Below are 22,288 nucleotides of genomic sequence, written 5' to 3' on the forward strand. Positions count from 1 at the left end.
GGCACMGCACCAAACCCCAGCACCGCTCCGCGCTGCATCGCGGGTGCGCTCCGCTTACCTCGCGCTACGAAACCCGCAAGTGCATGAATCGTGGCGCGTGACGAGGCAAATGTTTAGCTTGCGGCTTTTACATCTATTGGCTGAGAGCGTGACCAGGCGATGATGATTAGACCCAGGGCGATCATGGGGAGGGTGAGTAGCATGCCCATGGTGAACCAGCCAAACGCAAGATAGCCAATATGGGCGTCGGGCATACGGACAAACTCGACCATGAAACGGAAAACGCCGTAGCAGACTAAAAACAACCCGGATATGAAGCCGCGGGATGTGGGCTTGGAGGAGACCCACCAGAGGATGGCGAACAGCACGACACCTTCTAGCAAGGCTTCATAAAGTGCAGATGGATGCCGCGGTTCAGGGCCCATGCCGGGAAACGGCATACCCCAGGGTAGCGATGTGATGCGCCCCGGCAGCTCATGGTTGATGAAATTGCCGATGCGCCCTGCCCCCAAACCGATGGGAACCAAGGGAGCAATGAAGTCGGTCAGGGTTAAGAAAGCCAGCTGTTTACGGCGGGCAAATATCCAGGATGCGAGCAGTACGCCGAGCAGGCCGCCGTGAAAGCTCATGCCGCCATCCCATACGCGGAAGATCCAGAGCGGATCGGCTGACCACTGCCCAAGCCCGTAGAACAGCGCGTACCCTAAACGCCCACCGGCCACGACACCGATCGCACAATAGAAAAGWAAATCGCCGATATCGTCATTATTGAGGCCGATACGCGATGCGCGCCGACAGCCGAGCCACCAGGCCGCTACAAACCCCACAACGTACATCAGGCCATACCAATGGACTTGCAGTGGTCCTAAGGAGATTGCCACTGGGTCAATCGTTGGGTAATTAATCATTTAAACTCTCTAATCTGACCAAAGGAATTAATGAGGCCTTCTCGCGGAGGTAGGCATTTAGCAACCGTACATCGTCACCACAGGCCACCGCTACGAGGCGTGCGCCAATGTCACGGGGGCAATGATAAGTCGGCATACTCAGAAAGCCACCTTTATCGTCATTTAGGCGGCGGCGCTTTAATCCTGCGCACCTGGAAACCAGCGGACAATCATATTAAGAAGAGTTTCAGGTTGATAGGGCTTGGCGAGCAGGTCATCCATACCTGCAGCTAAACAGGCATCGCGCCCGGCATTGTCGATATTGGCCGTTAACGCGACCAGCACGCTTGGACTGCCGCCACTTTTGCGCTCGTACTCGCGCCAGCGCCGGGTAGTTTCAAGCCCGTCCAGAGTGGGCATAAAGATATCCATAAACACCAGATCAAAGCGGATGCTTTTTTGGCGCTCCAACGCTTGCTCGCCGCTGCTGACGCCTTCCACCTTTAGGCCTTGGGATTCCAGCATTTGCCGCGCCAACATCAAATTGACCGGGCCATCATCGACGACTAATACACGTAAGTTGCGCTGGGCTCCGGCATGCTCACCGTTCTCCACCTCCGCTCCACTGATTACAGCAGCTTGTCCAGCATCCTGCTCAGCACCTTGCTGAACGAGATTCACCAATAGCGCACGGATATCCGAGACGTGCTCGTACACTTCCATGACATTTTGTCGAAAGCCATCGGTAATCTCTTTTTCAGCCATAGCACTTAAATGATCTAGCAAGTTATCTGTTTCACGCTGCAGCAGCGTTAAATAGCCTGATTTCAAACGCGACTCTTCCCGCGCTCTTTCGCGGCCTGCCATTAACAGTTTGAGCTGACGCTGCTGGTGCTGAAGGTCGTCCAACAGGGTTTGCTCATGCTCCTGCTGGGTGTTCTTAGTCGCGGCAGTGGCTACTTGCGAGCAGTGCATGCAGCGCTCAAGACCGGCTAGCACTTCATTAACGKTGGCCAGGCGCTGAAGGGGTAGGTGGGATTCGTCAGCAGTGTCTGGTGGAGAACATTTATGTTGGGATAGCGAACGTGCAGCGGTGGCGCACAGGGCATGACTATGCCGTTCAAGTTCGGCGAGCTCTTGCATAAAACGGCTATCTTTACGCCGGGCGCGCGCTTTAACCAGCATAAGAAAGGCGCAGACATTCAAACTACTGCCGATCAGCAGTGCCGCCATTAACCACAGCGTGGTGCTCCAGGAGGCGTAATTGGGGGACATCCACCACACCATTGCCCCAACGACCAGGCAGAGCACGACCAATGCTGCTTGTACAAGCAGCAGAGGCCACAGAAGAGGCCACACGATGGCATTCCAAAAGTGCTCCCTTTGATAGCGTTGCATGATCTCGCCTTCCTCTTGGCCGAATAGCCGCTGATAACGTGACCGCTGTTTTACCCCTGAGGCAACTACCCGTATGGCTGCCATCACACCCTTTAAGGTGATGCTTAGTGCTACAAACATGATACTTATATAAGTGTACGTCTACACTTCGTTACTGTCATGCTGCTCTTCCGTTGAACGTTTTTCACCCTTTTCGCCTAAGAGTTTGTTATGTGTTTGATTTCATTTGCTTGGCAACCTGGCTCGCCTACCCCTTTACGGCTGATTGGCAACCGTGATGAGTTCCATGCGCGCCCGACCGCCCCACTGGCTGAGTGGAAAGATAACCCAGTGATTGTCGGAGGCCGTGATTTAGAAGCCGGGGGCTCGTGGCTGGCTGCCAAGCGTGGCGGTGTGGTGGCAGCTTTGACCAACGTACGCGACTTGCAATTGGCCACGCCGCCCGGTGCGCCAAGCCGTGGCGAGCTGGTCGCCGGTGCCCTGCAGTGTGACGATATTGAGGCGTGGCTAACCGCGCTCAGTCAGGGCGAGGCATTGCGCTACGCGGGTTTTAATTTGTTAGTGGCGACCCCACAGCGGCTTTGGCACTTACACCGTGGCCGTGATCATTTGGCCCTAAGCGACGTGCCGCCTGGCGTCCACGGGCTATCCAACGCTGATTTAAMCTCCCCCTGGCCAAAACTGTTACATGTTCGCAGTGCGCTTGAGCAACAGTTATTACCTGCTGGTTTACAACCCACATGGCCAACCGTCGTTCAGCGTGCCATGCAGAATCCGCAGGAAGCGGCCTTGGAGGAGTTGCCGGACACCGGCGTGGGGCTTGAATTAGAGCGCCAGCTATCGGCGGCGTTTATCGTTGGCGAGCGCTACGGCACCCGGGCTACTTCGTGGCTGACGTTAGATGCCCAGGGGAACATCGACATTACCGAGCAGCGCTTTGGACCGCTGGGGCGCTTCGAAGGTGAAACCTCCTTAGCGCTTCCCAGCAGTTGATAACAAGTATTTTTAGTCGCGGGGCGGCATCAAGTGCGACAGCTGCCACTCATCCAAACGCTGATCTAAATGGGCATGCACCTGAGCAGGCGTGTCCAGCTCCATGACTTCTTTCAGCAGTTGCTGGGCATCGCTAAACGGCACCCGGCGAATGGCCGCGCGCACTTTGGGCAGGCTAGGTGCGTTCATCGAGAGACTGGTAAAGCCCATGGCCATCAGCAGCAGCGCCCCGGCCGGATCTCCGGCTAACTCACCGCATAGCGAAATCGGTTTATTCAGCCGCGTGGCGTCATTGGCAAGCTCTAGCAGGGCGCCGAGCAGCGCTGGGTGCAGCGCATCGTAAAGGCTCGATACTCGCGGGTTATTGCGGTCCACCGCCAGCAGGTACTGGGTAAGGTCGTTGCTACCCACAGAGAAGAAGTCGACACGCTTCGCCAGTGCATCCATTTGATAGATGGTGGCGGGCACTTCGATCATCACACCCACTTTTGGCCTGACGACGGTAATGCCCTCTTCACCTAACTCTAAAATGGCGCGGTCCAGCAGGCGCAGGGCTTCATCTACTTCTTCTACGTTGGTGATCATCGGGAACAGCACGTAGAGGTTGTCTAGATCGATTGACGCTTTAAGCATGGCGCGTAGTTGCACCATCAACACTTCAGGGTGATCCAGCGTTACCCGCATACCGCGCCAGCCAAGGAATGGATTGGCCTCTTCGATGGGGAAATAGGGTAGATCCTTGTCGCCCCCAATATCCAAGGTACGCATCACGACCGGCAGCGGCGCAAAGCCTTCTAACTGGTCGCGGTAGAGTTTGGTTTGCTCTTTCTCGCCGGGGAAACGTTCGGTAATCATAAAAGGCACTTCGGTGCGGTAGAGCCCCACCCCACCGATGCGGCTTTTCAGAAGCGCAGTGGCATCGACGGCCAACCCGGTGTTCACCATGAGCGGCATGGTATGACCATCGGGCGTGGCGCTGGGCAGATCCTGTTCGTGCTCAAGCAGTTCGCTGAGCGCCTCTTCTTCGGCGATCAGACTTGCATAACGCGCAGTAAGTTCAGGCGCAGGGCGTACAAACAGTCGGCCACGGTGGCCATCCAACACTACGGGGGCGCCGCCCATGCGGGGTAGCGGTAAATCCACCATACCCAGCACCGTCGGGATGCCCATGGCGCGAGCGACAATCGCCACGTGGGAGGTACTGGAGCCCCGCACCGAAACCAGCCCTTTAAGCTTGTCTCGGGGGACTTCACCCAGCATGGCCACGCTGATCTCATCACCGACCAAAATGGCGTTATCCGGGKAGGTTTCCGGCGTCGAGGGGGTGCCTTCCTGCAGGTGCGCCAGCACTCGGCGGCCCAAATCGCGAATATCGGCGGCGCGCTCTCGCAGGTAGTTATCGTCGACCCGCTCTAAGTACTGCACGTGGCGGCGCACTACGTCGGCGAGCGCGCCTGGGGCCCACTGCCCTTCACGAATACGCTTTTCGACTTCATCTGCCAGCGCTGCTTCGCCCAACATCTGTTGATACACATCGAACAGCGCCAACTCTTGGGCGGAAATCCGGCTCGCCAACCGTTCGGCCGCCGCACGAATTTCATTGCGGGTTTTGCCAATGGCCTCCATGAGGCGAGCAACCTCGTAGTCCTGGTCGCTGGGCACTAAATCGGGAACGCTATTGAGGTCAGCCGGGGGCGTAATCACCACCGCTTCGCCCATGGCCATGCCGGGTGATGCGGGCACGCCTTTAAACATTGCCTGACCACCGGCTAGCGCCGGGCGCATGAGATTGCCCGTGGCCAGGGCGTGGGCCAAGACCCCTGCTAACTGCGCCGCCATAGTGACCAGAAAGGCTTCGTCTTCATCATCGTAGCGGCGCTTTTCGGCTTGCTGCACCACCAGTACGCCCAGCATATGGCGCTGGTGAATAATCGGTACGCCTAAAAAGCTGGAGTAACGCTCTTCACCGGTGGCTTCAAAGTAGCGGAATTGCGGGTGGGTCTGGGCATCTTCAAGGTTTAAAGGCTCACTGCGTTTGCCCACCAACCCCACCAAACCTTCGCCAAGCGGCAGCACTACACGCCCGACTGCCTGGGTGCGTAGACCAATGGTCTCCATCAATACCAACGACTCAAGCTCTTTATCGTAGAGGTAGAAGGAGCACACATCGGTCTGCATCGCTTTCCGAATTCGGCGTACCATGGTGGACAGCGCGGCGTCGAGGTTGCGCGCGCCATTCACTTCCTGAATCACCCTGCGCAGCACCTCAAGCATGGACGTTTTACTTTTCACTGTTATTTGCCTCGCTGAGGAATTTCTTGGCAGACTGCCGCTGCCCTACCTTGGCAGCGGCGTGTCGCCCTAATCGTCATCCTGTGCCAGGCGCTGAACGCGGGGAGACAACTCTCGCAGCGCGCGCCGATATACCTCTCGTTTAAAAGGCACTACTTGCCCTAGCGGGTACCAGTAGCTTACCCAGCGCCACCCATCAAATTCGGGTGTTGGGGTTGCCGTCATACAGATTTGGCTTTCCTGGCAACGGATTTTAAGTAAAAACCACTTCTGCTTCTGGCCTATACAGACCGGACGCGAATGTGTGCGAACCATACGTCGTGGCAGACGGTAGCGTAGCCAGCCCCGGGTGCAGGCAACAATATCAACATCGTCGGCGGTTAGGCCGATCTCTTCGTAAAGCTCACGAAAAAGTGCTTGTTGTGGCGTCTCGCTTGCATTGATGCCCCCCTGGGGAAATTGCCACGCATTTTGTCCTACCCGACGCGCCCAAAGCAGCTGCCCCTGGCTATTGGCAATGATGATGCCAACATTGGGGCGAAAGCCGTCAGCGTCGATCACGGACATCACCTTCATAAATTTTCAGTTATCCCCATTTTTCCACAAGGGAGACAAGCGTATCAATACAATATAACGCTAAGTGCTGAATGCTTACGTTGTCTAACCCTCATCGTTGGTGGGAATGGCACGGTGACTCTGCGATAATCCGCGTCCGCTATTTGCCTATCTAGCGTCTTTATAAAGCATTACTGACCGTCAATGACCAACGACTAATAAAGGGGAGCGCCGTGAGTCTGGCCATATTCGATTTGGATAATACGCTGCTATCCATCGACAGCGATCACGCCTGGGGCGAGTTTTTACTCGAACAAGGGGCGGTTGACCCGATCGCTTACCGGGAAGCCAATGAGCGCTTCATGGCCGATTACAATGCGGGCACTCTGGATATGGCCGCCTTTTTGGAAATGGCGCTTAAGCCATTGGCTGACAATCCACCTGAACAGCTTTCGGCGTGGCACCAGCAGTTTATGGCCAGCAAGATCGAGCCAAACATTCTGCCCAAAGCGGAAGAGCTGCTGGCGCGCCACCGCACCAAAGGCGATACCCTGCTGATCATTACCGCTACGAACCGTTTTATTACCGCGCCGATTGCCGAGCGTTTAGGGGTTGATCACCTGATCGCCGTTAACCCGGAAGTGCATGCGGGCCGCTACACGGGCCGTGTTTCGGGTATTCCGAGCTATCGCGAAGGCAAAGTCACCCGTTTGAACCAATGGCTTGAACAACAGGACATTTCAATGGAAGGCGCTTGGTTTTACAGCGACTCCCACAATGACCTCCCCCTGCTCGAGAAAGTCGACCACCCCGTCGCGGTAGACCCCGACGACACCCTGCGAAAAGTCGCCGAAGAGCGCCAATGGCGGATTATGAGTTTGCGGGATTGAGGTGAGTGGTGAGTGGTGAGTGGTGAGTGGTGAGTGGTGAGTGGTGAAGAGTATGCGGGTACGTAGCGCGTGGTAACACGTTTGTGAGAGAAACGAACAAACGAGGCACCCGCGGGTGGCGGCGGGACGACGCCCCTTGGCACCTCACCAAACCCCAGCACCGCTCCGCGCTGCATCGCGGGTGCGCTCCGCTTACCACGCGCTACGAAACCCCACAAAATCAGATGCGTGCACATACGTAGCGCGTGGTAACGAGGTATGTGAGGAAACTAACATGCCGAGGCACCCGCGGGAGGCGGCGGAACGACGCCCAAAGGCACCGCGCGAGCTGGCATCAATACTTGCCACACCACGTAGGTAAATATTTAGTTGCTTAGCAGAGCATCTAGCGAAATCACACTGCCAGTATGTTTAGCTGCCAACTTGACATCGTCTGTGACCAACGTAGCTGCTACAGATGCGGAAGCAGAGATAATACTATCCGGCAGTTTCATCTGAGTACTTCGTCTTACCTTGATGGTTTCGTTTTTGACCCGATGATCCAGCTCCACTCTTGTTAGCTGGGCCAATATTGCTTTATCGCCTGCTCATCTTCTGGGAGTAAACTGGGGAAGGCCAGAAGCTCGAGTTCTGTGATAACAGAATAGGCATAATGAGCAGCAGGTAGACGCAACTTGCGTTCAATGGCATTAATGAAAACATTGGTATCGAGGAGATAGCTACCACTCATCCCGTAGGTTCCTTTGGTACTCGACTCCGTCATGAGCGGCTAAGGACGGTGCTTTGACAGGCCCAAAATCTATTCCAACTTGCCTAACAGAAGAGCTCTCCTCATCCGCTGTATTTTCATACAAAACAACGATTCGGGCATGCCTGTTCTTTAAATGCGCATACTCATCGGGGATTTTAACTACCCCATTCTGAATATCTGCCTCAAACTCAATCGCCTGCATTTTAACCCCCTTACACCCAAATGACTTGCACAGCCATTTGACACTCTTTCTACCAAAAATTCGAGTAACTAAATAAGAGGTTCATGGCCTCGGTACCGCTTCGCGGCTGCGCTCCGCTTACCACGCGCTACGAAACCCACAAAATCAGATGCATGCACGAACCGTAGCGCGTGGTAACGAGTCTGCGAGGGACGAGCAACGAGGCACCCGCGAGTGGCGGCGGTACGACGCCCAAGGGCACCGCACCAACACAAGCACCGCTGCTAAATCTCACCCAATAAAAAACCCCGCAAGCTTGGCTTGCGGGGTTTTGCGTTTACTGGCGCTTGTGTAAGCGTCAGCGGGCGCGTTTAGCCGAGCAGGTGCTCGACGGCTGCACGCTCTTCGCGCAGTTCTTTCTCGGTGGCTTTCATCTTCTCTTGGCTGAATTCGTCAATTTCGAAGCCTTGAACGATTTCATACTTGCCACCCTGGCAACGCACTGGGTAGGAGTAGATGATGCCTTCTTCGATGCCGTAGCTGCCGTCAGACGGAATTGCCATGCTGACGATGCCTTTGGAGCCCAGCGCCCAGTCGTGCATGTGGTCGATGGCGGAAGAAGCAGCAGAAGCGGCTGAAGAGGCGCCACGTGCTTTGATGATTGCCGCGCCGCGCTGTTGCACAGTGGGGATGAAGTCGTTTTCGTACCAGTCGCGCTCAACCAGATCGAACGCTGCTTTGCCGTCGACTTTGCACTGGGCCAGATCCGGATACTGGGTGGCACTGTGGTTGCCCCAGATGATCATGTTTTCAACGTCAGTGACGTGCTTGCCGGTTTTCTGTGCCAGCTGGGTCAGGGCGCGGTTGTGGTCCAAACGCGTCATCGCGGTGAACTGGCCTGCGTCCAGATCTGGCGCGTTGCAGGAAGCTATCAGCGCGTTGGTGTTAGCCGGGTTACCCACGACCAGCACTTTCACATCACGGCTAGCGTGATCGTTCAATGCTTTACCTTGTACGGAGAAGATCGCGGCGTTGGCTTCCAGCAGATCTTTACGCTCCATGCCTGGGCCACGCGGACGTGCACCTACCAGCAGAGCGAAGTCAGCGTCTTTGAACGCGACGTTCGGGTCATCAGTTGCGACGATGTCTTGAACCAGCGGGAAAGCACAGTCGTTAACTTCCATTACCACGCCGTTCAGGGCGTCCATTGCCTGGGGAATTTCGAGCAGCTGGAGAATGACTGGCTGATCCGGCCCCAACATGTCGCCTGCAGCGATGCGGAAAATAAGTGAGTAGCTGATCTGACCGGCGCCGCCGGTAATCGCAATACGTACTGGATCTTTCATCATTGCTCCTTGATAGATTCGCCTAGGGTTGGTTCTCGCCTGAGGAGTGGCTCAACAGAACTCAAGACGCGAAGATGGTATGCCCAGCCGGGGAAAAACTCAATCAGACAAGAGACTACTACCCATTTACCATACTTGCCATTCACTCAGCGGCTTGCTACTCGCTGAAAAGATTGAGTTGCGCTATGGTATCTTCCATTTTATGCCCACCTTTCTTGTTTTGCTAAGGACATGGACGCTCCATGCGAAAAATCCCGTTCTCTTATGCATTGGCTAGCTTACTGGTGCTGGCGCTGGTGATATGGCTCGCCTTTGGTAATTTCCAGCGCTTCCAAACCAGTGCACCGGAAGCCTCTCCCCGCAACGACACGGAGCCACGGGTCGAAATTGCGGTGCAGCAGAGTACGCCGTTTATTCCCCAACAGATTATCCAAGGCCAGTTGACCGCTGAACGCGAAACCACCCTGCGGGCCAACGTCGCAGGCTTTGTGGCCGAAAAGCCGGTTGCCCAGGGCAGCCGCGTTGAGGCGGGCGATACGCTGCTGGTCCTGGATAACGACGCCCTGCCGGAACAACTGCAGCAGGCCCGGGACGAGTTAGCGGTGGCTGAGGCGGAGTATGCCGGGGCACGCAACCTGCGCCAGCGGGAGCTGATTTCGCAGCCCGAGCTTTTGCGCCTGCAGAGTTCACTCAGTGCCAGCGCCGCCTCGGTGGCCCAACTGCAGAAGCAACTGGATGACAGCCGCCCCACTGCGCCTTTTGATGGTGTGATCGATCGTGTGCAGGTAGAGGTAGGCGACCTGTTACAGCCCGGAGAAGAGTGGGCCCAGTTGGTGGACGACCGCCGCTTGAAGGGTGCCGCCTGGGTATCCCAGCAGCAAGTAGGCGATTTAAGCGAGGGGTTGCCGGTCACCGCACGATTACTCAATGGAGACCACCTTGAAGGCGAGCTGACCTTTATCAGCCACCGCGCCGAAGAGGCCACGCGCACTTTTTACATCGAAGCTACGCTGGATAACCCGGCGGGTAAACGTCTTGCCGGTGGTAGTGCGGAACTGACGATTACGCTGCCACCCCGCCAGGTGCACACTCTGTCGCCTGCCCTGCTCAGCTTGAACAGTGAGGGCCAACTGGCCGTCAAGCACCTGGATGAGGACGATCAGGTACAGCAGACCGCCGTCGAACTGGTGAGCGCCGATATACAGCGCGCCTATGTGACCGGCCTACCCGATCCGCTGCGCCTCATTACGCTAGGCGCGGGCATGGTGGATATCGGCGAAACGGTGACACCGGTGCCTGCTGAAGACGCCATTATTTCGCAACCGCAAGCCGGGCAGGATAGCGTTCATGCGCCAATTGATTAATGCGGCGCTAGACCACACCCGCACGACACTTCTTCTGTTGGTGAGCCTACTGCTGGCGGGCATCGCTGCCTGGCAGATGATCCCTAAAGAAGCCAACCCCGACGTCACCATTCCAATGATTTACGTTTCGCTGTCGTTGGAGGGTGTGAGCCCCGAGGATGGCGAGCGGCTGCTGATCCGCCCCATGGAGCAGGAACTGCGCGGCATTGAAGGACTGCGCAAGTTTACCGCCCAGTCCAGCGAAGGCCATGGCTCGATTACACTGGAGTTCGACCCTGGCTTTAACCCCGATACCGCACTGACCGACGTGCGCGACCGGGTGGATATTGCCCGCAGCGAGCTGCCTTCAGAAGCCGATGAGCCGCGGGTGATGGAGGTCAATGTATCGGAGTTTCCGGTGTTGACCATCGGCCTTTCGGGGCAGTTGGACACCCGGGAACGGATGTCGATTGCCCGGCGCCTGCAGGAAGAGATCGAAGGCATCGCCGATGTACTGGAAGTCGACATCGCCGGTGAGCGGGAAGACTTGCTGGAAATCGTCGTTGATCCGCTGGTGCTGGAGAGCTACGGGGTCGATTTTGATGCGTTGTTTAATCAGGTATCGCGCAATAACCGCTTGGTGGCAGCGGGCAGCTTGGATACCGGCGCGGGGCGCCTGGCGTTAAAAGTCCCCGGCATTATTGAGTCCCTTGAGGACGTCATGAATATGCCGGTCAAGGTCGATGAGGATCGCGTGGTCACTTTTGGCGATGTGGCGTGGATCAACCCCACTTATAAAGAGCCGGAAGGCTTCGCCCGCATTGATGGCCAGCCCGCGGTGGTGCTGGAAATTTCCAAACGCGCGGGGGCGAATATTATCGCCACCATTGGCGCGGTACGTGAACGATTGGCCGAAGCCGATGACCTGCTTCCCGAGCAGTTGCGTTTCACCACCATTCTGGATGAGTCGACCACCGTGGAGAATATGCTCTCCGAGCTACTCAACAACGTGCTGACTGCCGTGGTGCTGGTGCTGATCGTGGTGGTCGCGGCCATGGGCTGGCGCATGGCGCTGTTAGTCGGGCTTACCATTCCCGGCGCGTTTTTAACCGGCATCCTGCTGGTGTGGGCATTCGGTTTTACGCTCAATATCGTGGTGCTGTTCGCGCTGATTCTGGTGGCGGGCATGCTAGTGGATGGCGCGATCGTGGTCAGCGAGCTTGCTGATCGCCATTTACGTGATGGTCAAACACCCCATCAGGCGTGGCTTAACGCGGCTTCGCGCATGAGCTGGCCGGTCATCGCCTCGACCGCCACTACGCTCGCGGTGTTTATTCCCCTGCTGTTCTGGCCCGGCGTGGTCGGCCAGTTTATGAAGTACCTGCCCGCCACGGTGATTTTGTGCCTTTTAGCATCCTTGGCCATGGCGCTGGTGTTTTTGCCCACGCTGGGGCGCTTGTTTACGCGCTCGGAGGCCAAACAAACAGACGCGACACATGCAGATAGCAACCATGAGGAAGAAGCGACGACGTCGTTTGGGCGGGGTTATCGCCATCTATTGTCCAGGCTACTCAAGCACCCTGCCTGGGTACTGCTGGTGACGATGCTGTTAATGGCGCTGCTGTATACCGGCTATGCACGCTTCAACCACGGCGTCGACTTCTTCCCCAGCGTGGAACCTGACAGCGCCCAGGTGCTGGTGCGCGCCCGCGGCGATTTTTCTGCCGTCGAGACCGATGCCATCGTTCAGCGGGTGGAAGCGCAGCTATCTGGCATGAGCGAAGTGAGGGCGCTGTATGCGCGTTCGTTTGCGGTGCCCAACGAACAGATGGGCAATGACGTGATCGGCATGCTGCAGTTCCAGTTTATCGACTGGCATGAGCGCCGTCCCGCCCAGGCTATTTTGGACGATATGGCCGAGCGTGCAGGGGATATTCCCGGTATTACGCTTGAGTTTCAGGAGCAGGAGATGGGCCCTGGCGGCGGCAAACCGATTGTGCTGGAAGTGAGCGCCACGAATCCTGACGTTGCCGATGCAGGGGTTAACCAACTTACCCAGTTAATGCGCGAGCTGGGTGGTTTTACCGACATTCAGGATAACCGCAGTCTGCCCGGCGTGGAGTGGCAGGTTAACGTGGACCGGGAAGCCGCGGCGCGCATGGGCACCGATGTCACCACCATTGGTAGCGCGGTACAGCTGCTTACTACCGGCCTTCAGGTAGCGAGCTATCGGCCGCCGGAAGTCAGCGATGAAGTGGATATCCGCGTGCGTCTGCCGCAAAACTGGCGTTCACTGGATCAACTCGAGCGCTTGACGATCAATACCCAGCGGGGCCAGGTGCCCATCTCGCATTTTGTGACCCTGGAACCGGCACCTAAAGTCGGTACGCTCAACCGCATTGATGGCCGACGTGCCATTACGATAGACGCCGACCTTGCCCCCGGCTATCTCGCTGATGAGCGCCTGGGTGCCCTGCTGGAAGCTGGCAGCGACAGCCTGCCTGACGGCTTAATGGTTAATGTGGCCGGAGAGCAGGAGGATCAACAGGAATCGATGCAGTTCCTGGCCAGCGCGTTCTTGATTGCTATCGGTTTGATGGCGCTGATTCTGGTCACGCAGTTCAATAGCTTCTATCAGGCGGGCTTGGTGCTGTCGGCGATTGTGTTCTCTACCGCCGGGGTGCTGATGGGTCTGCTGATCACCGGTCAGGCGTTCGGCATTGTCATGGTGGGGATGGGGGTGATTGCTCTGGCGGGCATTGTGGTTAATAACAATATCGTCTTGATCGATACCTACAACGAGCTACGCGGCCAGGGTATGACMCCCGGCGAGGCGGCGCTGGAAGCGGGCTGTTTGCGCCTACGCCCTGTGCTGCTAACCGCGATTACCACGGTGCTGGGGTTAATGCCGATGGTGCTGGGGATCAATGTAGACCTGTTCACCCCTGCCCTGGGTTTCAATGCCCCTTCTGCCCAGTGGTGGACGCAGATGTCGAGCGCCATCGCCGGGGGGCTCACCTTCGCCACCGCTCTCACGCTGCTGCTCACGCCGTGTATGTTGGTAATTGGCGGGAAGCTGCGGCGCAGGGGGTGAATGGTGAATGGTGAATGGTGAATGGTGAATCGATTATGGGGTATTGGGCGCCCACCGTTTTATGTACATGCGTGATTTAGTAGCGCGGCGTAAGCGTTAGCGCACCCGCGACGGCGGCCCGGCGCGAAAGCAGCGCGAAGCGGTGCCGGGGTTGAAGCGGGATTACCATGGTGCAGAAGCGCCGCGTGGCGGCGCCTGTTTAATAGCGGACTTAAGCGGGAGCTTTGTTGTGCTCAGGGCTGTGGGCGGCATGTAAGCGAGCGATTAGCTGGTCTTCCAGGGCAAAGCGTTCGGTGAGKCCGCGGGCTAGGCGGTCGATCCAGGCAGGCAGGCGGGCAATATTTTGCTCGCAGCTAAGCGTGGAGCCAAAATCGGTATCAAACTCCAATACCATCTCGGTGGACATTTCTAAACGTTCGAGCAATTTTTCCGCAATGACAAGCGCGCTTTCATCACCAAAGGCCTGCGCCTCTTCTGAAAGCTGCGGATAGATCTCAAAGTGTCCGGCGCTGATGTAATCCATCAACTGCTCACTGAAGGTATCGATGGGTGCTTTGCTCACCGCTTCCAGTTCAGCATCACACGCTTCTTTTAGCTCAATAAAGCTGACCAATAGATGACGACGTTGATCCAGCCAGCGGTCGATCAACGTATGCACGCCACCCCAGCGCTCCAGGGCATTTTTGCAATCTTCGAGCATGGGGCTTTCTCCTTAAACTCACCTTTTGACTAAGCAACTTTTAACGACACTACTTTTGACTGTGCTTAGCCGCTCAGAACAACGGTAGGCCTAGGTTCGCGCCTCCTCCTACCGCTGTCAATCCCAGCGGGTACGGTTTCTTTGGTACTTAACGTTCACTGCTAATAACGCTTTTGAATACGCCGCATAAACACTGCTCTCAAGCGGCTAGCGCTAGCATTACATTAATTATATTTATGCTCTCAACTTCCGGTCGCCATTGGGTGTAAAGGCGACTGTCGGGTATCAAATGCTCGTCAAAATATATTTTAAGCCTAAACATTTTAAGCTTGAATTTTATACATACCTCTCCTATCTTCAAAACAGAGTGTATTTTCCCGTGGAGAAAAATAATGAGAATCGCCTGCCTGGGTGGAGGGCCTGCCGGCCTCTATTTTGCGATCAGCATGAAGCTGCAGGACCCTTCCCATGAGATCGTGGTGCTTGAACGTAACCGTGCCGACGATACCTTCGGTTGGGGCGTGGTGCTGTCCGACGAAACCCTCGACAACCTGGCAGCCAACGACCCGGTTAGCGCAGAGCGAATTCGTGAGCACTTCGCCTATTGGGATGATATTGCAGTTGTTCATAAAGGCGTCAAAACCGTCTCCACCGGCCACGGCTTTTGCGGTATTGGCCGCCGCCAGCTGTTAATTCTGCTCCAGGAGCGCGCCCGCGAACTCGGCGTAGACATGCGTTTTGAAACCGATGCCACAGAAGACGCCATTGAACAGTACCGGCAAGAATATGACTTGGTGTTGGCGGCCGATGGCCTGAACTCCCGCACCCGCCAAACCTATGCTGAGCATTTCAAACCCGATATTGATGTGCGGGCGTGTAAATTTGTTTGGTTGGGCACGCACCAGACCTTTAACGACGCTTTCACCTTTATTTTCGAGCACACCGAGCATGGCTGGGTGTGGGCCCACGCTTACCAGTTTGATAACGATACGGCGACTTTTATTGTCGAGTGCAGTGAAGCCACCTGGCAGGCGTTTGGCTTTGGTGAGCTGAGCCAGCAGGAATCGATTGCGGTCTGCGAGCGTATTTTTGCCAAGCATCTTGATGGCCATGCGCTGATGACCAACGCCAACCATATACGCGGCTCGGCGTGGATCAACTTTCCACGGGTGCTTTGCGAGCGTTGGAGCTATGAGAATGTAGTACTGATGGGCGATGCCGCAGCGACTGCCCACTTCTCGATTGGCTCGGGCTCCAAACTCGCCCTGGAAAGCGCCATAACGCTGGCTAACTGCTTACACAGTGAAAGCAGTATGGAAGCTGCCATCGCCCGCTACGAAGAAGACCGCCGTTTCGAGGTGCTGCGCTTACAGTCCGCAGCGCGTAACTCCACCGAGTGGTTTGAGCAGGTAGAGCGCTACCTGGATCTCGACCCGGTGCAGTTCAACTACTCGTTACTGACCCGCTCCCAGCGCATCAGTCACGAAAACCTACGGGTGCGCGACCCCGAGTGGCTGGAGAGCGCCGAGCGCTGGTTTCAAACCCAGGCGGGCAATCCAGACAGCGCCCGCGCACCGATGTTTGCCCCCTACCAACTGCGAGAAATGACGCTGATTAATCGCGTCGTGGTCTCGCCCATGGCCCAGTACAAAGCCGTGGATGGCTGCCCAACCGATTGGCACTTTAGCCACTACGCAGAGCGGGCCAAAGGCGGTGCGGGACTGGTGTATACCGAAATGACCTGCGTCAGCCCCACTGGGCGTATTACCCCCGGCTGCCCAGGGCTGTACGCCCCCGAGCATGAAGTAGCCTGGAAGCGCCTGTGTGATTTTGTTCACGCGGAAACCAACGCCAAGCTGTGTGCCCAAATCGGTCACTCCGGCCCTAAAGGCTCTACCCAGCTGGGTTGGCAGGAGATGGATGCCCCGCTGGCGGAGGGAAATTGGCCAATACTGTCAGCCTCTGCTCAACCTTGGGCAGCGCGCAACCAGGTGCCGAAGGCGATGGATCGCGAGGATATGGATCGCATCCGCGACGAGTTCGTCAGCGCAGCGCAAATGGCTGACCGCGCGGGCTTCGATATGGTCGAGATTCACGCCGCCCACGGCTACCTGCTCTCTTCGTTTATTACCCCCCTGACCAACCATCGTAACGATGAGTATGGCGATGCTTTAGATAATCGGCTGCGTTACCCGCTGGAAGTTATCAACGCCGTACGCAGCGTTTGGCCTGCCCATAAACCGCTTTCGGTGCGTATTTCCGCCAACGACTGGTGCGGCGATGAAGGCATTACCCCTGATGATGCGGTTGAGATCGCCAAGCGGCTGCGGGAGGCTGAGGTGGATATTGTGGATGTCYCAGCTGGGCAAACCTCGACCMAAGCCAAGCCGGTGTATGGTCGTATGTTCCAAACGCCCTTCTCTGACCGGATCCGTAACGAAGCATCAATTGCCACCATGGCGGTGGGTAATATTTATCAGGCCGACCATGTGAACTCGATTCTAATGGCTGGCCGCGCCGACTTGGTCTGTATCGCCCGCCCTCACCTGGCTGACCCTTACTGGTTGTTGCACGTTGCTGCTGGCTTAGGTGATAGAGAAGTCGAGTGGTCAGCGCCCTACCGAGCAGGGGCGGACCAGCTGCAACGTTTAGCTGAGCGTGGCGAGGGTTGGATATGAGTTTGATGGGAAAACGCGCCGTGATTACCGGCGGCGGCAGCGGTATTGGTGCGGATATGGCGCTGGCCTTTGCCCAGGCGGGCGCTGACGTGACCATTACTGGCCGCCGGGAGGCTGCCCTTCAAACGGTAGCTGACCAACATGATGCCATCAGCTTCGCAGTGGTCGATGTTACCGACGAAGCCGCCATGGTGGCGTTTTTCGAGAACATCGGCAGGGTCGATATTGTTATCGCCAACGCCGGAGCGGCGGAAAGCGCGCCATTTGCCAAGGCATCGTTCGAGCAGTGGCAGCGCATGCTTAATGTAAATCTAAGCGGGGTATTTCTAACCCTACGCGAAGGCTTAAAGCAGCTAAATGACGGAGGTCGACTAATCGCCGTTGCCTCCACCGCTGGCCTGAAGGGTTACGCTTATGTGGGCGCTTACTGCGCGGCAAAACATGGCGTGGTGGGGTTGGTGCGTTCGCTGGCGGCTGAGACAGCGACCCGCAACATGACGGTTAATGCGCTCTGCCCTGGGTTTACCGACACACCCTTATTGGCGGCCAGCGTCGACAACATTGTGGCTAAAACCGGCCAGTCCGCCGAACAGGCGACCTCTCATTTTGAGTCCACCAACCCCACCGGGCGCTTAGTCACTCCCGCCGAGGTCACCGCAACGGCTTTATGGCTATGCGGCCCTAATAGCGGCGCGATTAACGGCCAAGCAATCTCAATTTCAGGGGGTGAAGTATGACGGCTGGGAATGTGGCTGGAAACAGCTTAAGTAAGGAACGCCTGCGCTTATGGTTGCGCATGTTGAGGGTTACCCGCCAGGTGGAAGCCGAACTGCGTGAGCGCCTGCGCACCGAGCATGACTCTACGCTGCCGCGCTTTGATGTGATGGCCGCGCTGTATGCCGCTGAGGAGGGCCTAAAAATGAACGAGCTCTCCAAACGACTGCGGGTTTCCAATGGCAATGTCACCGGCATTATCGATCGACTGGTAGAGGATGGTGCCGTGGAGCGTATTGCCATTGAGGGCGACCGGCGCGCCACGCGGGTGTGCTTAACGGTGGTTGGTCGGGAAAACTTTAGAGGAATGGCCGTTGAGCATGAACGCTGGATCAATGCGCTATTTGAGGGGGTAAACGAAGAGGACGCCCACCACATAGGCGAGCTGCTCCACCGCTTACCCGCTTCTCCTAACAATGCCGATTAATCACTGATAGGCGAGAACAATATTATGAAGAGCATGGCAGGCTTAACCCCCGAGCACTTTATCTGGGAAATGCGCGGTGATGTTGCCGTTATTCGGCTCAATCGCCCTGAGCGCAAAAATCCGCTGACCTTTGAGAGCTACGCAGAGCTGCGCGATACCTTTCGTGATCTGGCCTACGCCTCGGATGTGCATGCCGTGGTATTTACCGCCAACGGCGAGAACTTCTGCTCCGGCGGCGATGTACATGAAATTATCGGCCCGCTAGTGGGCAAAGATATGAAGGGCCTGCTCGAATTCACCCGCATGACCGGGGATCTGGTCAAGGCCATGCTGAACTGCGGCAAGCCCATTATCGCCGCCGTAGACGGCATTTGTGTGGGGGCGGGGGCGATTATCGCCATGTCCTCGGATATTCGCTTTGCCACCCCTCGCGCCAGCACGGCGTTCCTGTTTACCCGGGTGGGCCTGGCGGGCTGCGATATGGGCGCCTGCGCGATTCTTCCACGCATTATCGGTCAAGGCCGCGCCGCAGACCTGCTCTACAGCGGCCGCAGCATGAGTGCCGAGGAAGGCCTGCAGTGGGGTTTTTACAACCGCGTGGTCGAGCCGGACGCTCTTGAAGAAGACGCCATCGCCTACGCCACCCGCCTGGCCAATGGGCCCACCTTTGCCCACAGCATTACCAAAACCCAGCTAAATCAGGAGTGGTCGATGAGCCTGGAGCAGGCTATCGAATCGGAAGCCCAGGCCCAGGCAATCTGCATGCAAACCAACGATTTCGAGCGCGCCTACCACGCCTTTGTAGCCAAACAAAAACCTGAGTTTAAGGGGGACTGATGAGCGACAAGAGTTTTCTAGCGTGGCCCTTTTTTGAGGCCCAGCATCGCGAACTTTCCGAGCAGCTTGAGGCGTGGTGTCATGCTGAACTACCCCGCGATCACAGCGATGTGGATGCCACCTGCATCCAGCTAGTGCGCGACCTGGGCAAAGCGGGCTTTTTGCAAGGCACCGCTGGCGAGCATATCGATGTGCGCAGCCTGTGCCTCATTCGCGAAACCCTTGCCCGCCACGACGGCTTGGCCGATTTCGCCTTTGCCATGCAGGGGTTGGGAACCGGCGCAATTAGCCTGTATGGCAGTGACGAACAGAAGCAGTGGCTGGATAAAACCCGCCGGGGTGAAGCCATTTCTGCGTTTGCCCTGAGCGAGCCCCGCTCGGGGTCTGATGTGGCCCAACTGGATACCACCGCCGAGCGTGACGGCGATAGCTACCGGTTGAATGGCGAAAAAACCTGGATCTCTAACGGCGGCATTGCCGATATCTATACGGTCTTCGCCCGCACCGGTGAAGGGCCCGGCGCTAAAGGGCTTTCAGCCTTTTTAGTGCCTGCCGACACCCCAGGGCTGGAAATTCGTGAGCGCCTAGAGTCTGTGGCACCTCACCCGCTGGCACGGCTGGGCTTCAACGATATGGTGCTGCCTGCCAGCGCGCTGATCGGCAAGCCTGGGCAAGGCTTTCGGATTGCCATGTCGGTGCTGGACGTTTTCCGCTCCACGGTTGGAGCAGCAGCCCTTGGCTTCGCCCGCCGGGCGCTGGAAGAGTCGCTCTCCCGCAGCCGCTCCCGGGAGCTGTTTGGCGCAACCCTTTCTGATCTGCAAATGGTGCAGGGCCACTTGGCCGATATGGCGCTGAATGTAGATGCCGCTGCCCTGCTGGTTTACCGCGCCGCTTGGACCAAAGACCAAGGCGCGGAGCGCGTCACCCGAGAAGCCGCGATGGCCAAGCTGTTTGCCACCGATCAAGCCCAGCAGGTGATCGATCAAGCCGTGCAGCTACATGGCGGTGACGGGGTGCGCAAAGGCCACATTATCGAGAGCCTCTACCGGGAAATCCGCGCGCTGCGTATTTATGAAGGGGCATCAGACGTCCAGAAAGTAGTCATCGCCCGCAGCATGCTCGCGGAAGAGTAAGCAGCAAAAAGTCGAACAAGGTTTTACACCAAACAATAAAACACAACGCCAGACACCGTATCCCTGCCCCAGGGCTATCACAGTTGGAAATGACTTCTTTGAATATCTCCGTTAACGGGAGAAGAGAGCAGGTTGGAGCGAGGGTCTTTTGACAGGGATGTCAAAAGTAGCGCCCAAGGAAGGGTTCACAGCGCCCTCGCGGAAGCCTGCTCTCGAGACCAAAGCGGTGCAGATCTCCATCTGAGAAAGACCTGATTTCTATATGGCTCGGGCAGGAATAAACAACGACTCTAAATACGGAGGTTGGTCATGTACATCCAGTCGGCTCATGCTGATACTTTTGCGCGGGATAACCTGCCACCCACTGATGGTCAGCCTGAGTTTCTGCTCGCGGGCTACGATTATCCTGAACGCCTGAACGCAGGCGTAGAACTGTGCGATCGGCTGCTCAACCTGGGCCACGGTGAACGGATTGCCTTAGCGGGCAATGGCCGACGGCGAACCTATCAAGAACTCACCGAGTGGACCAACCGCCTTGCCCACGTGCTGGTCGAAGACCTTGGCGTGATTCCCGGCCAGCGAGTATTGATTCGTTCGGCCAATAACCCGGCTATGGTGGCCTGCTGGTTAGCCGCCACCAAGGCAGGCGCTGTTGTCGTCAACACCATGCCAATGCTGCGCGCCAAAGAGCTATGCCAGGTCATTGATAAAGCGGAAATCAGTCTCGCCCTCTGCGATACCCGCCTGCTCGATGAACTGGTTGAGTGCCAACAACATAGCCCGGAGCTCAAACGGATCGTTGGCTTTGATGGCACCGCCAACCACGACGCCGAGCTTGACCGCTTGGCACTCAGTAAACCCGCCACCTTTGATGCCGTGGATACCGCCGCCGACGATGTGGCGCTGCTCGGTTTTACCTCGGGCACCACCGGCTCACCTAAAGCGACCATGCATTTTCACCGTGACCTGCTGGTGATTGCCGATGGCTACGCTAAAGAGGTGCTGCAGGTAACGCCGAAGGATGTATTTGTCGGCTCCCCCCCATTGGCGTTTACCTTCGGCCTGGGTGGATTGGCGATCTTTCCGCTGCGCTTTGGCGCCACCGCCGTGCTGCTCGAACACGCCTCCCCACCCAATATGATGGACATTATCCGCGAGTATCAGGCCACGGTAGTATTTACCGCACCCACGGCATATCGCGCCATGCTCTCCGCACCCACTCGTCATGAGGATTTAAGCAGCCTGCGCGTCGCGGTTTCCGCTGGTGAAACCCTGCCCGCGCCGATTTATCATGACTGGATCAAGCAAACCGGCACGCCCATCATTGACGGCATTGGTGCGACGGAAATGCTGCATATCTTTATCTCCAACCGCCTGGATGACCATCGCCCCAATTGCACCGGCAGACCGGTAACAGGCTACCAAGCACGTATTGTTGATGACGCGATGAATGATGTACCTCGCGGCACGGTGGGTAAGCTTGCCGTACGTGGCCCTACCGGCTGCCGCTATCTAGCCGATCAGCGCCAGCAAAAATACGTCAAAGATGGCTGGAATATTACCGGCGATGCGTTTTATCAAGATGAAGAGGGTTACTTTCATTTCGCCGCCCGCAATGACGATATGATTGTCTCGGCGGGCTATAACATCGCAGGCCCTGAAGTGGAGGCGGCGCTACTGGCCCATCCCGCTGTTAAAGAGTGCGCGGTGATTGGCGCACCCAGCGAAGAGCGGGGGCAGATTGTCGAGGCTTTTGTTGTTCTAAACGATGGATTTCAGCAAGATGAAGAGTGTCAGCAAATGTTGCAAGACTTCGTGAAGCAGTCCATTGCGCCGTATAAGTACCCTCGCTCCATACGTTTTATCGAGGCACTGCCTAAAACAACCACGGGTAAGGTTCAGCGCTTTCGGCTGAGCCAGGAACATTACCCCAGCGCTGGCTCTCCCTGCACCAATATAAATAGCACCAACGTATAACCCTCTAAGCAATAAAACGATTAAAAATGAGG

The 22,288-nt window shown here is 56.9% G+C and carries 17 protein-coding genes; 10 read left to right on the top strand and 7 right to left on the bottom strand.

What is annotated here, in order from left to right; genetic code table 11:
- Positions 1-113 precede the first annotated feature (113 nt).
- Entirely contained in the window at positions 114-908 is a 795-nt protein-coding gene (gene lgt, locus HALO_RS16045) for a prolipoprotein diacylglyceryl transferase (RefSeq protein WP_050713676.1), read from the bottom strand.
- A 177-nt stretch (positions 909-1,085) separates the two neighbouring features.
- Positions 1,086-2,285, bottom strand: coding sequence for a response regulator (locus HALO_RS16050; RefSeq protein ID WP_050714198.1), 1,200 nt, complete (start codon positions 2,283-2,285; stop codon positions 1,086-1,088).
- 210 nt (positions 2,286-2,495) lie between these two features.
- Between HALO_RS16050 and HALO_RS16055 the strand changes: the two genes are divergently transcribed.
- The gene (locus HALO_RS16055; protein WP_050713677.1) at positions 2,496-3,278 is read left to right on the top strand and encodes an NRDE family protein; all 783 of its coding nucleotides are present in this window, start codon (positions 2,496-2,498) and stop codon (positions 3,276-3,278) included.
- 12 nt (positions 3,279-3,290) lie between these two features.
- Here the strand turns inward: HALO_RS16055 and ptsP are convergent, their stop codons facing one another.
- Both ptsP and rppH read right to left on the bottom strand, forming a co-directional pair.
- Entirely contained in the window at positions 3,291-5,552 is a 2,262-nt protein-coding gene (ptsP, locus tag HALO_RS16060; RefSeq protein WP_050713678.1) for a phosphoenolpyruvate--protein phosphotransferase, read from the bottom strand.
- An 87-nt stretch (positions 5,553-5,639) separates the two neighbouring features.
- Entirely contained in the window at positions 5,640-6,131 is a 492-nt protein-coding gene (rppH, locus tag HALO_RS16065) for an RNA pyrophosphohydrolase (RefSeq protein ID WP_050713679.1), read from the bottom strand.
- 227 nt (positions 6,132-6,358) lie between these two features.
- Here rppH and HALO_RS16070 point away from each other — a divergent pair, with 227 nt between their 5' ends.
- Entirely contained in the window at positions 6,359-7,015 is a 657-nt protein-coding gene (locus HALO_RS16070) for an HAD family hydrolase (protein WP_050713680.1), read from the top strand.
- 556 nt (positions 7,016-7,571) lie between these two features.
- On the opposite strand, the gene HALO_RS23365 is transcribed toward HALO_RS16070, so the two are convergent.
- Both HALO_RS23365 and HALO_RS16085 read right to left on the bottom strand, forming a co-directional pair.
- Complete coding sequence (locus tag HALO_RS23365; protein WP_197671945.1) at positions 7,572-7,745, bottom strand: hypothetical protein; 174 nt, start codon at positions 7,743-7,745, stop codon at positions 7,572-7,574.
- A 573-nt stretch (positions 7,746-8,318) separates the two neighbouring features.
- The gene (locus tag HALO_RS16085; RefSeq protein ID WP_008957639.1) at positions 8,319-9,293 is read right to left on the bottom strand and encodes a malate dehydrogenase; all 975 of its coding nucleotides are present in this window, start codon (positions 9,291-9,293) and stop codon (positions 8,319-8,321) included.
- Positions 9,294-9,535: 242 nt separating this feature from the next.
- Between HALO_RS16085 and HALO_RS16090 the strand changes: the two genes are divergently transcribed.
- The gene (locus HALO_RS16090) at positions 9,536-10,657 is read left to right on the top strand and encodes an efflux RND transporter periplasmic adaptor subunit (RefSeq protein ID WP_050713682.1); all 1,122 of its coding nucleotides are present in this window, start codon (positions 9,536-9,538) and stop codon (positions 10,655-10,657) included.
- Positions 10,641-13,730 carry an efflux RND transporter permease subunit gene (locus tag HALO_RS16095; protein ID WP_050713683.1) on the top strand — a complete coding sequence of 1,030 codons (3,090 nt, stop codon included), beginning with the start codon at positions 10,641-10,643 and terminating at the stop codon, positions 13,728-13,730. The genes HALO_RS16090 and HALO_RS16095 overlap by 17 nt, the downstream gene beginning before the upstream one ends.
- Before the next feature lie 211 nt (positions 13,731-13,941).
- Here HALO_RS16095 and HALO_RS16100 read toward each other — a convergent pair whose 3' ends face one another.
- On the bottom strand, positions 13,942-14,430 hold the full coding sequence (locus HALO_RS16100) for an Rsd/AlgQ family anti-sigma factor (RefSeq protein ID WP_035577908.1): 489 nt from the start codon (positions 14,428-14,430) through the stop codon (positions 13,942-13,944).
- A gap of 392 nt (positions 14,431-14,822) precedes the next feature.
- Between HALO_RS16100 and HALO_RS16105 the strand changes: the two genes are divergently transcribed.
- The 6 genes from HALO_RS16105 to HALO_RS16130 all read left to right on the top strand — a co-directional run bounded on the left by HALO_RS16105 (position 14,823) and on the right by HALO_RS16130 (position 22,256).
- Complete coding sequence (locus HALO_RS16105) at positions 14,823-17,108, top strand: bifunctional salicylyl-CoA 5-hydroxylase/oxidoreductase (RefSeq protein ID WP_050713684.1); 2,286 nt, start codon at positions 14,823-14,825, stop codon at positions 17,106-17,108.
- Positions 17,105-17,845 carry an SDR family NAD(P)-dependent oxidoreductase gene (locus tag HALO_RS16110; RefSeq protein ID WP_050713685.1) on the top strand — a complete coding sequence of 247 codons (741 nt, stop codon included), beginning with the start codon at positions 17,105-17,107 and terminating at the stop codon, positions 17,843-17,845. Before HALO_RS16105 ends, HALO_RS16110 begins: the two co-directional genes overlap by 4 nt.
- The gene (locus tag HALO_RS16115; RefSeq protein ID WP_035577900.1) at positions 17,842-18,309 is read left to right on the top strand and encodes a MarR family winged helix-turn-helix transcriptional regulator; all 468 of its coding nucleotides are present in this window, start codon (positions 17,842-17,844) and stop codon (positions 18,307-18,309) included. Before HALO_RS16110 ends, HALO_RS16115 begins: the two co-directional genes overlap by 4 nt.
- A 24-nt stretch (positions 18,310-18,333) precedes the next feature.
- Positions 18,334-19,146, top strand: a complete 813-nt coding sequence (locus tag HALO_RS16120; RefSeq protein WP_050713686.1) for an enoyl-CoA hydratase family protein — start codon at positions 18,334-18,336, stop codon at positions 19,144-19,146.
- Positions 19,146-20,279: an acyl-CoA dehydrogenase family protein gene (locus HALO_RS16125; RefSeq protein WP_050713687.1), complete on the top strand. Its 1,134-nt coding sequence runs from the start codon at positions 19,146-19,148 to the stop codon at positions 20,277-20,279. Before HALO_RS16120 ends, HALO_RS16125 begins: the two co-directional genes overlap by 1 nt.
- A 309-nt stretch (positions 20,280-20,588) precedes the next feature.
- Positions 20,589-22,256 carry a benzoate-CoA ligase family protein gene (locus HALO_RS16130; RefSeq protein ID WP_050713688.1) on the top strand — a complete coding sequence of 556 codons (1,668 nt, stop codon included), beginning with the start codon at positions 20,589-20,591 and terminating at the stop codon, positions 22,254-22,256.
- Positions 22,257-22,288 lie beyond the last annotated feature (32 nt).

Source organism: Halomonas sp. R57-5, assembly GCF_900070345.1.
GTDB lineage: Bacteria > Pseudomonadota > Gammaproteobacteria > Pseudomonadales > Halomonadaceae > Vreelandella > Vreelandella ventosae_B.